At 33.4% G+C, this 14,078-nt stretch carries 12 protein-coding genes; 5 read left to right on the top strand and 7 right to left on the bottom strand.

Going from position 1 to position 14,078, the window contains the following annotated elements; genetic code table 11:
• Positions 1-172 precede the first annotated feature (172 nt).
• Both ABI657_RS10560 and umuD read left to right on the top strand, forming a co-directional pair.
• Positions 173-1,447, top strand: coding sequence for a Y-family DNA polymerase (locus tag ABI657_RS10560; RefSeq protein WP_348097224.1), 1,275 nt, complete (start codon positions 173-175; stop codon positions 1,445-1,447).
• Positions 1,438-1,878 carry a translesion error-prone DNA polymerase V autoproteolytic subunit gene (gene umuD, locus ABI657_RS10555; protein ID WP_348097223.1) on the top strand — a complete coding sequence of 147 codons (441 nt, stop codon included), beginning with the start codon at positions 1,438-1,440 and terminating at the stop codon, positions 1,876-1,878. Before ABI657_RS10560 ends, umuD begins: the two co-directional genes overlap by 10 nt.
• A gap of 37 nt (positions 1,879-1,915) precedes the next feature.
• On the opposite strand, the gene ABI657_RS10550 is transcribed toward umuD, so the two are convergent.
• Positions 1,916-2,290 carry a hypothetical protein gene (locus tag ABI657_RS10550; RefSeq protein ID WP_348097222.1) on the bottom strand — a complete coding sequence of 125 codons (375 nt, stop codon included), beginning with the start codon at positions 2,288-2,290 and terminating at the stop codon, positions 1,916-1,918.
• 126 nt (positions 2,291-2,416) lie between these two features.
• On the opposite strand from ABI657_RS10550, the gene ABI657_RS10545 reads away from it, so the two are divergent.
• Together ABI657_RS10545 and ABI657_RS10540 are read left to right on the top strand one after the other, a co-directional pair.
• Complete coding sequence (locus ABI657_RS10545; protein WP_348097221.1) at positions 2,417-2,680, top strand: hypothetical protein; 264 nt, start codon at positions 2,417-2,419, stop codon at positions 2,678-2,680.
• A gap of 115 nt (positions 2,681-2,795) precedes the next feature.
• Positions 2,796-3,137, top strand: coding sequence for a hypothetical protein (locus tag ABI657_RS10540; RefSeq protein ID WP_348097220.1), 342 nt, complete (start codon positions 2,796-2,798; stop codon positions 3,135-3,137).
• A gap of 71 nt (positions 3,138-3,208) precedes the next feature.
• Here the strand turns inward: ABI657_RS10540 and ABI657_RS10535 are convergent, their stop codons facing one another.
• From ABI657_RS10535 to galK, 5 genes are all read right to left on the bottom strand, one after another.
• Entirely contained in the window at positions 3,209-4,894 is a 1,686-nt protein-coding gene (locus tag ABI657_RS10535) for a sodium/sugar symporter (RefSeq protein WP_348097219.1), read from the bottom strand.
• A gap of 262 nt (positions 4,895-5,156) precedes the next feature.
• Positions 5,157-6,170, bottom strand: a complete 1,014-nt coding sequence (gene galE / locus ABI657_RS10530) for a UDP-glucose 4-epimerase GalE (RefSeq protein WP_348097218.1) — start codon at positions 6,168-6,170, stop codon at positions 5,157-5,159.
• Between the two features lie 42 nt (positions 6,171-6,212).
• Positions 6,213-9,347 (bottom strand): glycoside hydrolase family 2 TIM barrel-domain containing protein, encoded by a 3,135-nt coding sequence (locus tag ABI657_RS10525; protein ID WP_348097217.1) that lies wholly within the window; start codon positions 9,345-9,347, stop codon positions 6,213-6,215.
• 48 nt (positions 9,348-9,395) lie between these two features.
• A complete protein-coding gene (locus ABI657_RS10520; RefSeq protein WP_348097216.1) occupies positions 9,396-10,445 on the bottom strand; it encodes a UDP-glucose--hexose-1-phosphate uridylyltransferase in 1,050 nt (349 codons plus the stop codon).
• 2 nt (positions 10,446-10,447) lie between these two features.
• Complete coding sequence (gene galK, locus ABI657_RS10515) at positions 10,448-11,617, bottom strand: galactokinase (RefSeq protein WP_348097215.1); 1,170 nt, start codon at positions 11,615-11,617, stop codon at positions 10,448-10,450.
• Between the two features lie 232 nt (positions 11,618-11,849).
• Here galK and ABI657_RS10510 point away from each other — a divergent pair, with 232 nt between their 5' ends.
• Positions 11,850-12,848: a GntR family transcriptional regulator gene (locus ABI657_RS10510; RefSeq protein ID WP_348097214.1), complete on the top strand. Its 999-nt coding sequence runs from the start codon at positions 11,850-11,852 to the stop codon at positions 12,846-12,848.
• Positions 12,849-13,191: 343 nt separating this feature from the next.
• Here the strand turns inward: ABI657_RS10510 and ABI657_RS10505 are convergent, their stop codons facing one another.
• A complete protein-coding gene (locus ABI657_RS10505) occupies positions 13,192-13,881 on the bottom strand; it encodes an NUDIX domain-containing protein (protein ID WP_348097213.1) in 690 nt (229 codons plus the stop codon).
• Positions 13,882-14,078: the final 197 nt, after the last annotated feature.

The following is a 14,078-nucleotide window of genomic DNA, read 5'->3' as shown; positions in this document are numbered from 1 at the left end:
AATAATACAAAGATAAAAATTAATGTTATAAAATCAACTCTTTGAACAGAATTAATCATTCATTTTCCTAATGGCTGCCGATGAATAAAATGATGTAAGGAATTAGGAAATGTAACGAAAAAATTAACTTTCATTATTCAGTGCATATATCACTATTTTGTAATTTTGCAAGATGTATGCCTTAGTCGATTGCAATAATTTTTATGCTTCCTGCGAACGTGTTTTTCAGCCGAAATTCAACGGAAAACCTGTTGCGATATTATCGAACAATGACGGCTGTGTGATTTCGAGAAGTAATGAGGCTAAGGCTGCAGGAGTTCCTATGGGGGCGCCGGCTTTTAAAATCAGGGAATTGGTAAAAGAAAAAGATGTAAAATTGTTTTCCTCCAATTATCCGCTTTATGGTGATTTAAGTAATCGCGTTATGGCTATTTTGGGACAGTTTACTCCTAATGTAGAAATTTACAGTATAGACGAAGCCTTTCTGAATTTTGATGGACTTAATGTTTTGGATTATCATGATTATGGACTTCAGATGAAAGCCCGTATTCAAAAATGGGTGGGTATTCCGGTTTGCATTGGCTTTGCCGAAACCAAGGCGTTATCAAAAGTAGCCAATAAAATTGCTAAGGAATTTCAAGCAAGAACCAAAGGAATTTATGTAATTGACACTGATGAAAAAAGAATCAAAGCCTTAAAATGGACAAAAATTGAAGATGTCTGGGGAATTGGTTATCGTACAAAAAAGAAAGTAAAACTCCGTAATATCCATACGGCTCTTGATTTTATCAAGCCTGAACACGAATCCTGGATTAAAAAAGAAATGGGCGTTATTGGTCTTCGTTTAAAATATGAGTTGGAAGGTAAATCGGTTTTGGATTTAGAAGTCTTACCGGACCAAAAAAAGAGTATTGCGACGACCAGAAGTTTTCCAAAACAAATTTCGGATTTTGATTTGCTTCGCGAACGTGTTACTACTTTTGCTTCGGTTTGTGCCGAAAAATTACGAAAGCAAAATTCCTGCTGCCATACTATAATTGTCATGCTGGTGATTGACAGGCATACCATAAAATCATCCAAATATTATTTTAATATGGCGGTAACGCTGCCTTATGCAAGCAATTCAACTTTGACAATTTCGAATGCAGCTATAGAACTACTGAAGAAATTGCACAAAGGAAATGAGGGAATCAGGTTTAAAAAAGCGGGTGTCGTAGTAACCGAATTAATTGAAGAAGATAAAAAGCAATTTCAATTATTTGAGGAAGAAAATCCAAAACATCTGGCCTTAATGAAGGTTATGGATCAGCTGAATGAAAAAATCGGGAACAGAAAAGTAAAACTGGCTTCGCAAAATCTTAAGCTGACCTGGAACATGAACCAGAATCATCTGTCTCCTAAATATACAACCGATTATAAAAAACTTCTTGAAATACGATGTCTTTAAAAAAAGAACAAAAGCTTACGTTTTTTAAGCCTGATTTCGAAAGTGAAATCAGGACTTCTTATATAAAGGAAGGCGTTTCGGCTGGTTTTCCATCGCCGGCAGCTGATTTTATGGAAAATACGATTGATTTAAATAAAGAGTTAAGTGAAAATCCGCTGGCTACTTTTTATATCAGGGTTAAAGGAAATTCCATGATTGATGCCGGAATCAACGATAAAGACGTTTTGGTGGTTGACCGAAGTTTAGAGCCTCAAAACAATAAAATTGCTATTTGTTTTATTGATGGTGAATTTACTGTAAAACGAATTCAGGTCGAAAAAGATTGCCTGTATCTCATGCCGGAAAATCAAGAATACCAACCCATAAAAGTCACCGAAGAAAACCAATTGATTATTTGGGGAATGGTAACGTATGTCATAAAAAAAGTCTGAAATCAACGAATTTGTTTTCAGACTTTATAAATTAGTATTACTTCTTTTTCTTTTCTTCTAATTTCTTTTCTATTAGTGCAATAATTTTATTTGTAGTGGCTTCCTTATCAAGGTATTTTAGGAAAGCTTCATATCCGGGATCTAAAGTTTGATAAATTGAATTTGGATCGTTTACAACATGATTTTTATCTTTTGTAATTTCTATTTCCCCCATTCCAGTTAGTACCCAGTTTATATTCAGATTAGGATAAACCTGCATAATCTTTTTTAAAATATTCATCCCAAGAGATCTCGAATTCATTAAAATAGGGTGTAATGAAGTGTATAATATATCATTTTCTATACAAAACTGCCTCAGGTTAACTTCCTTGCTTTCAATGTAGTAGCGTAATCTCTCGCCTTCTGTTTGCATTTTTTTTAAATTTTTGTATTAAAAATGATACAATATATTAATAAATGATATATATTTGAAGTAGTTACTTCGTAGTAAATACATAGTAAAAATACAATAATTATATGATTCAAATAAAACTTATCCATGATTACAGCCGGACAAAGGAATAAAATGAAGAAAGTGTTTAAAACAGGCTATTCAAAAGAGGTTCAAAAGCTTTTGGCAGAGAAATCGATATGGAATAAAAAAGGGTTTCCGTTCAGCAATTCTTACATTACTCATGTTTTTAATGGTAGAAACAATAATAATGATATTGAAGAAACAATAATTGAATTATATCAAAAAAGAGTATATGAAACGGCAAAAATCACATTGAGGAGAAAAGAAATTTTCGGCAAAAAAACATAGAACGTAACTTCTACTTTTATTAAATATTAAAAGTAAAAAAACAGAGAAAACAAAAGGAAGTATAAAATCTAATGATGATTAATTACAAGTTATAAACCAAAATCATTCCCTAATTATGGCAATAATAAAAAATGAAAGTTTAGGAAATATAGGTTACTTCTCAGATGAAAAAGGCGCCTTGACGAATTTTATTTTTGAAATTTTATCAGTGGAATACAATGACAATTTGTACGGGTATTTCCAAATAAAAATTACAAATGATAATTCAAAATTTGTTGTAATCAGTAACATCAGTATTTGTGGTCTTTTTTTTCGGGCTTTTCAGGCAAGATTATTAGAAGAGGGTTTTTACGTATGCTATCCGAATTTAAACCATGAAATTGTATTGGATATATTTAGTTTTGAATTTGATTTATTTAGAAACAGATTCACAAATACAATTATGAATATGAATTGATTCCGTAAATTAAAAAAGTCTGAAACCAAACGAATTGATCTCAGACTTTTTAATAAATTGAAAAATATATTTTACCAGAACTTAATATATAAAGCGGCTATAATCAATAATGTAATTACAATTAACACCATTGTTTGTGGTTTTACTTTAAACATTTCTGTATCTAACTCGAATGCTTTAGGATTCACTTTTGGTCCTGCGAAACTTATGGCAATCATAAGAAGCATGGTAAATACAAATGACAATCCCATACAAATATGGAAAGGGATTTCGAATCCGCCTTTTCCGTTTGGCCAGGCAGTGTACAATAATGTTTCATTTCCGAATAATGCAGGAGCAAATTCATTAAATAAAACAGATAGTAAGAAACCTGCAATTACACCTACAATAGCAGCTGTACCAGTTGTTCTTTTCCAGAACATACCAAGGAAAAACATAGCAAAAACACCAGGACTAATAAATCCGGTATATTTCTGGATGTAAGTAAATCCACCAACACCACCAATTCCAAGAACGTCATTCCATGTAAATAAAACAGCTAAAAGCATCGCTGCAAAAACGGCATATCTACCAATGTTTACCTGATGTCTGTCACTGGCATTTTTTTGAATGTATTTTTTGTGAACGTCTAACGTATAAATTGTAGAAATACTATTTACTTTTCCAGCTAATGATGCTACGATCGCAGCAGTTAAAGCGGCTACAGATAATCCTTTTAGACCTGTTGGCAAGAATGTTAACATGGCTGAATAGGCCCCGTCTTTTCCACCAACTAAGTGCGGTAAACCACCATTTTGATATAAAACATATGCTGCAATACCTGGCAACATTACGATTAATGGCATAATTAATTTTAATAATCCTGCAAACAAAATACCAGTTCTGGCTGTTTGTAAATCAGCGCCCAAAGCCCTTTGCGTAATATATTGGTTACAGCCCCAGTAATTAAGGTTGATAATCCAGATACCTGCCAAATACGACATTAAACCTGGAAAAGTCAGATATTTGTCAATTTCCAATTGTGTAGAATTAGCCGTAGGCCTGTCAATTATCATTCTGAAATGTTCCGGTGCTTTATCCATCAATACATTGAAACCGGCTATCGCATCCTGACCAAAACCAAAATACTGTCCTACTGTTGTTAAAGCAATATAAGAAGTAACCAAACCTCCAATGATTAATACGGCTACCTGAATTACGTCAGTGTAAGCAACAACCTTCATTCCTCCTAAAGAGATAATTAGGGCAAAAACCGCAAGAGCTACCATTATGGCATGTAAATATTCCCCACCTGCTAACCCGTTGATGGCAACAGCTCCTAAATATAATATAGAAGTAAGGTTGACAAAAACATATAAAAACAACCAGAAAACCGCCATGATTAAAGCAGTAGATTCGTTGTAACGTGTTTTTAAGAATTGTGGCATGGTGTAAATCTTATTTTTAAGATATACGGGAATGAACCAAACAGCTACAATAATTAAGGCAATAGCAGCAAGCCATTCATAGGCAGCAACAGCAATTCCAAGGAAGAAGCCCTCACCACTCATTCCGATAAATTGTTCTGCCGAAATATTTGAGGCAATTAACGAAGCCCCAATAGCCCACCATGTAAGTGTTCCTTCTGCAAGGAAATAGGCCTTAGCATCGTGTTCGTTTTTTTCGCGTTTGCGATAAATTGTATATCCATAAATAGATACTACGAGAAAATAGATAATAAATACTGCATAATCTGCAAAAGCAAGTTTCGAGCTCATTGGTTAGTAATATTTGAATTAATATAAGTGATTTTTATAAAGTTTTAATTTTGGTATTGTTGTCAATATAAATTTTTTACGGCTACGAAACTAAGTAATTTATTCTTTTAATTAAGAAAAAATACGATATGTATTTTAAATTTGCCATTTTTTTATTAAATTGAAAATCAAAAATAAAGTAAAAATAGTTACGAACAATAGAAATAAATGTATTCTTTACATTTGTAACAAAAATAAATAATTTCTGTATTTTATTAAAATGTTATTTTCTGATCTTTTGTTCCCATCTCCATGCACTTGCAATAGCGTCTTCAAGGTTATATTTGGTTTTCCAGCCCAATACATTATTCGCTCTGTCAGTATTGGCGTATGCTTCTGTAACATCACCTTCTCTTCTGCCTACAATTTTATACGGTAGTTTTTGTCCGCTTACTTTTTCAAAAGCAGTAATGACTTCAAGGACTGAACTTCCGGTTCCGGTTCCTAAATTGAAAATTTCTAATTTGTCTGTATTTGTTTTGTTGACTAATCGCTGCATGGCAATTACATGTGCTTTTGCTAAATCTACAACATGAATATAATCTCGTACACATGTTCCGTCTATAGTAGGATAATCGTTTCCGTAGATAGATAATTCTTTTCTTAAGCCAGCACCGGTTTGTGTAATAAACGGCACTAAATTTTGCGGAACTCCAAGCGGTAATTCGCCAATTTCATTTGATGGATGCGCTCCAATTGGATTAAAATAACGCAATAAAATAGCATTCAGATTACTTATTTTAGTCACATCAGTAATGATTTCCTCACCAATTTGTTTGGTGTTTCCATAAGGGGACATCGCTGGCTGAATTGGTGTTGCTTCTGCAATTGGCATTACTTCGGCCTGACCGTAAACCGTACACGAAGAACTGAATATAAAATTTGCTTTTGGTTTTTCCTGTAATTCCTGCAGGATATAAACTAATGAGTTTATGTTGTTTTCATAATATAACAATGGATTCTGAACACTTTCGCCCACAGCTTTTGAAGCCGCAAAATGAATAACTCCTGAAACATCAGAATATTTTTTAAAGAAATCCTGAACAGCAGTTTTATCTCTTAAATCAATTTGTTCAAAAAGCGGTTTTTTGCCTGTAATGCGTTCGATGCCGTCTAAAACATCGATTGAAGAATTAGAGAGGTTGTCAATAACAATTACTTCAAAGTTTTCGTTTTGAAGCTCAACAACGGTGTGGGATCCGATAAAACCTAATCCGCCTGTAACAACTATTTTCATTTCGTTTTTTTTAATAATTCTTTTTTCTAACAGCAACCTGTATCAATTCTTTTTTTTTGGCTTTATAATAAAACCATAACTATATTCCTTGCTATTTAATCGATATTGTTCATGTGGTAAAGCACCCCAGCTATTATCGCCACCAACGCCTCTTTGTGCAAAATCGACACAAACTATAACCTCATTACGAGGTGTTATATCGCTGCTATGCTGTTGCTTTTTAATTACACCCGGGTCAAAATCTTCAGGATAATTATGCAATGCACTTACTCCTAAAGATTGTAAACCGTCTATTTGGATTCCGTTTCCTGAGTTGTTTGTTAGCGTCAACCAGCGAACATCTGTTTTATATCCATTTTCCTGAGGACGCGCATACGGAACATATTGGTCTGCAACTTTACTTTTGTAGACACCTTTAAGTGAAGCGGTATTTCTGTCGGAATAATTTTCCCAGGGGCCTCTTCCATAATAACTGAAATTATCGAAGTCTTTTTTGAGAGAAAACAGCATTCCAAAACGCGGTATTTCTGGTAAAGAAGTGTTACCTGCTTTGAAAGAATTGAGCACCTCTAAACTTCCATCTGCATTCATCGTATAGACAATTGTACTTGTAGAAGCAACATCTCTTAAGGAAAGAGTAGCTATGACACTTGTTCTTCCGGCTGTTTCTTTTATTTCTATACTATTCAAATTTGTAGCTTTTCCGGCTGTTCTCCAGATATTACTTTTAACCTGCATATTATTTCCGAAGTCATTATCTACAGGTGCACGCCAAAAATTAGGAACTGGGAGTTTATTAAAAAACTGTTCACCTCCGGATTTATAATCCTGCATCAAACCTGTTTTTTTGTTTATTGTCACTTCAACCCCAGAAGCACTTAGTACAATAATATCTTTAATTTCTTTAACGACAGAATTTGTTTCTTTTGGAGTTGTTTTTATGAAATATTTACTTTCGCCAATTGAAAACTGTTCTCTGGCTACTTCAAAATTTTGAGGTAAAACTTCGCTGCCTTTTCGGGTGTAAGCATACATATTCAAAAGATATTCTACACCATCTTTAGTAATCAATTTTGGCAATCCTATTTGTACTTCCTTTTTGGATTGAGGTGCGAGATTCAACTCTATTGTTCCATTTTTTATAACTAAGCCATTTTCTAAAACCTCATATTTGAAAATAAAATTATCAAGATTTGTATACCCAAAGCCATTTTCTACTGTTATAATTCCTTTTTGCAGATCAGCCGCTTTAAATCTAATATCCTGATATACTTTCTTTACTTCAAAAGCACCTGGATGAGGTTTTCGATCTGGCCAGACTAAACCGTTATGACAAAAATTCTCGTCGTTTGTATAATTTTGGCTGCCCATATCTCCTCCATAGGTCCAGTATTTGCGGCCTGCTTCATCTACTCCTTCAAATCCCTGATCTACCCAATCCCAGATAAACCCGCCCTGCATATTGGTACTACTGTGGATGATATCCCAGTATAGTTGAAAATTACCGCTGCTGTTCCCCATTGCGTGAGCGTATTCACACATAATAAATGGGCGTTTTACATCTTTGTGGCTGGCATATTGTTTCATATACTCAATGGTGGGATACATTGGGCAGACGATATCCGTGTTTTCTTCTTCCATGGCTTGTTCAAACTGAACCAAACGCGTTTTGTCTCTGTTTTTAATCCATTTATACGCATCATGAAAAACAGTGCCATTTCCGCATTCATTTCCCAATGACCAAATAATAACAGAAGGCTGGTTTTTGTCACGCTCTACCAAACTGTAGATACGATCCATGTGAGCAGCATGCCATTCTGGTCTGTAAGCGGGATGATTGGCAAAGTCAGAAATCCATGGAAGAGAGCCCATGCCATGACTCTCGATATTGGCTTCATCTACCAGAAACAAACCATATTTATTGCACAATTTTACCCACATTAAATTATTTGGATAATGACTGCACCTTACCGCATTAATGTTCAGTTCTTTCATTAATCTGATGTCCTTCATCATGGTTTCTTTATCCTGATAGTGACCTGTTTTTGGATTATGTTCATGGATGTTTACACCATGGACCATAATGCGAATACCATTGACTAATAATTGTCCGTTTTTCAATTCTACTTTTCTGAAACCAATTGATGTACTAACGGTTTCTACAAATTTTCCATTTTCATCATTAAGGGTCAGTAATAAGGTATATAAATTAGGAGTTTCATTATTCCATAATTTAGGTGCTGTAACATTCTGATTCAGTGTGATTGATTCCGTTGCATCGGCACTTACATTTAACTTTGTAGTTTTTGTAAAAACAATTTTTCCTGTTTCGTCAACCAATTTAGCAGTAATTGTCTGGTTGTTTTTTGCAGAAGAATTCATGTTTTGGACTTTAACATCAACAGACAAGCTTCCATTTTTGTATGAAGCATCTAAATCCGGACGAGCAAAGAAATCGGCAATTCGGGTATTTGCAGTACTAAATAAATACACATCACGGTCAATTCCTGATAAACGCCAAAAATCCTGGTCTTCTAAATAAGAGCCGTCGCTCCATCGGTACACTTCAACAGCAATCTGATTTTTCCCTGCTTCTACATATTTTGTAATATCAAATTCTGCAGGGCTTTTTGTATTTTCACTGTATCCAACTTTTTCTCCATTTACCCAAACATACATGGCTGAGGTTCCAGCTTCAAAATGGAGGTAAACGCGTCGATTATTCCAGTTTTCCGGCAATTCAAAACTGCGTTTATACGATCCGACTGGATTATCGGCATGATCTATAAAAGGTGGGTTTTTAACAAATGGATAGGTTATATTGGTGTAAATCGGAATCCCGTAACCATTTAATTCCCAATTAGCGGGAACGCTCATTTCTTTCCAATTTGTGGTATTGAAGCTGTTTTTAAAAAAATCTTTTGGTCTTGCGTCTGGAGTTGGGGACCAATTAAATTTCCATTTTCCATCTAAACTTAGAAACCATGGAGAACGGGTATAATCATCTGCAATAGCAGACGGATCATCAGCATAAGGTAAAAATGCTGCCCTGGCAGGTTCTCTGTTTATCTGGAATATTTCCGGATTTTCCCAATCGTTAGTCGTTGGCTTTTGCTGTGCGATTATAACCAGTGTGAAAAAGATAAAAATAGAATTTAATAAGATTTTATTTTTCATGTCTAATTAGCTGTTTTTCTTTACATCATGCTTACTATTTTGGATAATCTATTTTTTTTTATAATGTATGTCTGATTGTTCCCTTAGTATAGCCGCACTTTTTTCCGGAGTGATATCACGTTGTGACTCACCCAGCATTTCGTAACCTACCATAAATTTTTTTACACTAGCAGAACGTAACAATGGCGGGTAAAAATGCATGTGAAATTGCCATTCTTCATGGTTTTCCCCATCTGTAGGAGCCTGGTGGATTCCTGATGAATAGGGGAATGACGTAAGGAATAAATTATCATATTTCGTAGTCAGCTGTTTCAGAATAACAGCATAGGAGGTAACTTCTTCAGTAGTGAAATCAGTTATTTTAGTTACATGTCTTTTGCTGATAATCATGGTTTCGTATGGCCATATTGCCCAAAAAGGAACTAATGCTGCAAAATGTTCATTTTCGATTACAATGCGATCTTCCTTTATCAATTCAGCTTTAAGATAGTCCTGTAAAAGATTGCGGTTATTTTTATGGAAATATGTTTTAAGATTATTTTGTGTTTTTTCAACCTGAGTTGGTAATGATGACTGGGCCCAGATTTGTCCATGAGGGTGCGGATTGCTGCATCCCATTACACTTCCTTTGTTTTCAAAAATCTGAACATGGTTGATATAGTCGATATTACCTAAATCAGTATATTCTTTTTGCCAGGTACGAATGATATTTTCGATACCTTCAATTTCCATTTCCGGTAAAGTAAGGTCGTGTCTTGGCGAAAAACAAACCACTCTCGAAATCCCTCTTTCCGGCTGTGCTTTAAAAAAAGTTTGTTTGATGTCATCTTCATACATGATTTCATCCTGCTTCATAGCCGCAAAATCATTTTCAAAAACAAACGAACTTTCATAATCAGGATTATTCATACCGTTTGCACGAATATTTCCGGGACACAAATAGCAGGTTGCGTCGTATTTAGGTAGTTTTTCAGTCGAAATAGTTTCGTTCTGGCCTTGCCAAGGACGTTTTGCACGATGTGGTGAAACCAAAACCCATTCGTTTATTAATGGATTGTAGCGTCTGTGCGGATCTTCGTTAATATCAAAATTTCTCATTCTTAATTGGTAGTATAAAGTGATGTTCCGTTAGAGATTTTCACATCATAAATTTTTAAATCAATTTCAAATGTATCAAAATAAAGGCTAGTAAACGCTTCTTTAACCCTGTTTTCATTCCCTTTTTTGATTAAAGTAATCGCACAGCCTCCAAAACCGCCACCCATTAAGCGCGAACCAATTACTGCTTCTTCTTTTTTACCCTGTTCCACTATAAAATCTAATTCGGCACAACTCACTTCATACTCTTTTGATAATCCGTCATGGGTATCAAAAAGCAATTGTCCTAAAAGTTCGATGTTTCCGTTATCCAAAGCTTCGCAGGCCTTAGTAACACGAAGAATTTCCTTAACTACAAAATGTACTCTTTTAAAAACAATTGCACTCATTTTATCCTGAAGACTCAAAACCTGTTCTTCTGTACAATCCCTGAACGTTTTGATGTCCGGGAAATGATTTTTGATGATCGAAAGTCCTTCTTCGCACTCTAATCTTCTGTTATTATACTCGGATGTAAAAAGCGAGTGTTTTACATTACTGTCAAATAAAACCAATGAATAATCTTTGAAATCGGCATTATGATATTCAAATTCCAAGGTGTTGCAATCTAATTTTATTACTTTGTTTTCCAGACCATGAACACTCGAAAACTGATCCATAATACCACAATTAATACCAACCCAGTGTTCCGCTTTTTGTCCTAATAATGCAATATCCTGTTTTTCAATTTTTAAATCGTAAAGTTCTTTTATCCCGAAAATCATTCCACATTCTAAAGCTGCCGAAGAAGATAAACCGGAACCAACCGGAATATTACTGCTGAAAACACAGTTGAAACCTTCAAAGGAAAAACCATTATCCTGTAATTGTTTGATTACTCCCAAAATATAATTGGTCCAAACCACATCACTTAGTTCAATTTTTTGATCCAGGTTGACTTCAAATTCTTCATCTAAATCGATGGCGATAATTTTGGATGTTTTTGAATTGCTTTTCTCAAAGGCAAAACAAATTATTTTATCAATTGCTGCCGGTAAAACATAACCGTCATTATAATCTATATGTTCTCCGATAATATTAATTCTTCCAGGAGACAGCACAATTTTTTGAGGAGAAGAACCAAATGATTTTTGGAAAAAAGATTTGGTATTTTGTATTAAAATGTCATTCATTATTTTGTAATTGAAGGTATATTATTTGTCTGTTTTATGAATTGTATCAACTAAATATTAGTTTTATTTTAATGCTTGTTATTGTTCATACAGATTATGTTTTAATATATTCTCTAAATATCGGAAAGCATACTACAATATTTTCAAAATGAAATTCAAAAATAAAAACATATTTCAAATATACATACCAGTACCTACCAGTTTTTGTATATTGCCAATAAAATCATTTTTTATGAGCATAATCTCAATTCAAAATAATGTAGGATTACCAAAATATAAACAGATAATTCTTTCTGTTGAAAAAGCAATCGAAGAACAAAAGCTGCTAAAAGGAGACAGGCTGCCTTCTGTAAATAAAGTGTGTCTGGCTTTTTCGTTGTCCCGGGATACGGTTTTGCAGGGATATGATGAGCTTAAAAAAAGAGGTATTATTTATGCTATTCCTGGTAAAGGATATTATGTTAAAAGTGTTGAAACCAGTATTAGGCAGAAGATTTTTTTGCTTTTTGATGAACTCAATATTTTTAAGGAAGACATTTACAATTCGTTTTTAAAAAATATTGGAAAAAAGGTACAGGTAGATATCTTTTTCCACCATTTTAATGTGCCTGTTTTTAAAAAATTAATAAGTGACAGTAATGGCAATTATAACAAATATATTATAATGCCTACCAATTTAAAAGATATCGCTGATTCCGTAAGAACCCTACCAGTAAGTGATGTAATCATATTAGACCAGACAAATACTAACTTACAAGAGTATCCTGCAATTTATCAAAATCATCAAAAAGATATTTTCGAAGGACTTTCTAAAGCAAAATCAAGACTTAATAAATATAAAAAACTTATTCTGATTTTTCCTGGATACAGAGAACCTTTAGGTATGAAAACCGGATTCGAAAGCTTCTGTAAAGAAAATAATTTCGATTATACCATACTTGCTGAATTTACAGATTATCAAATCAGCATTGGAGATTTATATGTTATTCCAAATGACAGGGATTTGGTTAGTGTAATTGAAGAAGCAAGAAATCATAATTTACAATTAGGAATAGATTTTGGAATTATATCTTATAATGAAACCCCTTTAAAAAAAGTAGCAGCAAATGGAATCGCAACCATTTCTACTCATTTTGAACTTATGGGAAAAATTCTGGCAGAAATGGTGATTAAAGGAAGAAATGAACAAATTGAAAATAAATCTTCTTTGATTATTCGTGATTCATTATAGTAATTTTTAACTTTCGACAAGCTTCAGGATGATTTTCATTTAAAGAAATTGAGACTTAATAAATTTTTCAGTAAAAAAGCAACAATTTTTATTTTGACATTATAATTTTACTTACATTTGTAAATGTGTTTTACACACTTATAATAAATTATTTCAATTATTAAGATGTAGTAAGTAACTCACCAATTAATTGTGATGAAATATATTTCTCCACAAATGTTTGCTTTTATCAAAAGGTAGAATTATCAAATAGAGTAATTTTGGTTTTTTTATAGTTTTTATTGAAGAAAAAAACCTGAAAGATTTCTTTCAGGTTTTTGTTTTTTCAGGATAAGTATTACTGTTATAAATTCAAAACAAAGTCGTTTAGTAATTTTTCTTCATATTTTTCTTTGTTAAAAGTGTATAGGTAAGAACCTTTACGCGATGATTGCATGTCTTTTTCTTCCAATTTAATTAAAATCTCCATCGAATTTATTTTACTGATAAAATTACGCTTGTCTAATTCCTTGCTCAAAATAGCCTCATAAAGTTCAAGAAGCTGGCGCATAGTGAATTTTTCAGGAAGGAGTTCAAAGCCAATTGGTTTGATTGAAGTCCTGTAACGCAATCTTCTAATAGCATGTTTAACCATTTGATTATGGTCAAAAATTAAATTGGGCGCATCTCCTACACTAAACCATTGTGCATGATAATTTTTGATTAATTCAGTATTATGATTTTCAATATTAATTAACGCATAATACGAAACTGAGACCGTCCTTTCAACCGGGTCACGATCAATTTCACTATACGAGTGCAGTTGTTCCATATAAATATCATGAAGTCCGGTATAAGTGTTCAGGACCCTGATGGCTGCATGATCTAATGTTTCATCACGTCTGAGAAATCCACCCATTAAGGACAATTTCCCTTTTTCAGGTTCAAAATCTCTTTTTATTAATAGTATTTTCAAACCTTCATGGTCGAATCCGAAAATGATACAATCGACTGCCAGTAAAACTTTATCAGCAGAACTATAGCTGTTTAACATATAATAATTTTTAGGTAAATATATGAACTTACCGGATATGTTCATAATTGTTAATGTGAATATGACGCTTAATAAAAAACCAGAAAACAGATGTTGAAGGTATTTAATTCTGATTCCATCAAAATCAATTTAATATAGTGTTATACCCGTTGGGTGAAATTATTTAAGAGAATAAAAAAAGATTAGATATTGGTCAA

Origin of the sequence: Flavobacterium sp., assembly GCF_039930565.1 — a bacterium.
Classification (GTDB): domain Bacteria; phylum Bacteroidota; class Bacteroidia; order Flavobacteriales; family Flavobacteriaceae; genus Flavobacterium.
The sequence above is the reverse complement of the archived record's forward strand: the minus strand, read 5'-3'. Positions and strand labels throughout refer to the sequence as shown.

Coding starts and splice junctions, on each gene's coding strand:
- ABI657_RS10560 (WP_348097224.1), top strand. CDS start 173: ATGTATGCCTTAGTCGATTGCAATAATTTTTATGCTTCCTGCGAACGT.
- umuD (WP_348097223.1), top strand. CDS start 1,438: ATGTCTTTAAAAAAAGAACAAAAGCTTACGTTTTTTAAGCCTGATTTC.
- ABI657_RS10550 (WP_348097222.1), bottom strand. CDS start 2,290: ATGCAAACAGAAGGCGAGAGATTACGCTACTACATTGAAAGCAAGGAA.
- ABI657_RS10545 (WP_348097221.1), top strand. CDS start 2,417: ATGATTACAGCCGGACAAAGGAATAAAATGAAGAAAGTGTTTAAAACA.
- ABI657_RS10540 (WP_348097220.1), top strand. CDS start 2,796: ATGGCAATAATAAAAAATGAAAGTTTAGGAAATATAGGTTACTTCTCA.
- ABI657_RS10535 (WP_348097219.1), bottom strand. CDS start 4,894: ATGAGCTCGAAACTTGCTTTTGCAGATTATGCAGTATTTATTATCTAT.
- galE (WP_348097218.1), bottom strand. CDS start 6,170: ATGAAAATAGTTGTTACAGGCGGATTAGGTTTTATCGGATCCCACACC.
- ABI657_RS10525 (WP_348097217.1), bottom strand. CDS start 9,347: ATGAAAAATAAAATCTTATTAAATTCTATTTTTATCTTTTTCACACTG.
- ABI657_RS10520 (WP_348097216.1), bottom strand. CDS start 10,445: ATGAGAAATTTTGATATTAACGAAGATCCGCACAGACGCTACAATCCA.
- galK (WP_348097215.1), bottom strand. CDS start 11,617: ATGAATGACATTTTAATACAAAATACCAAATCTTTTTTCCAAAAATCA.
- ABI657_RS10510 (WP_348097214.1), top strand. CDS start 11,850: ATGAGCATAATCTCAATTCAAAATAATGTAGGATTACCAAAATATAAA.
- ABI657_RS10505 (WP_348097213.1), bottom strand. CDS start 13,881: ATGTTAAACAGCTATAGTTCTGCTGATAAAGTTTTACTGGCAGTCGAT.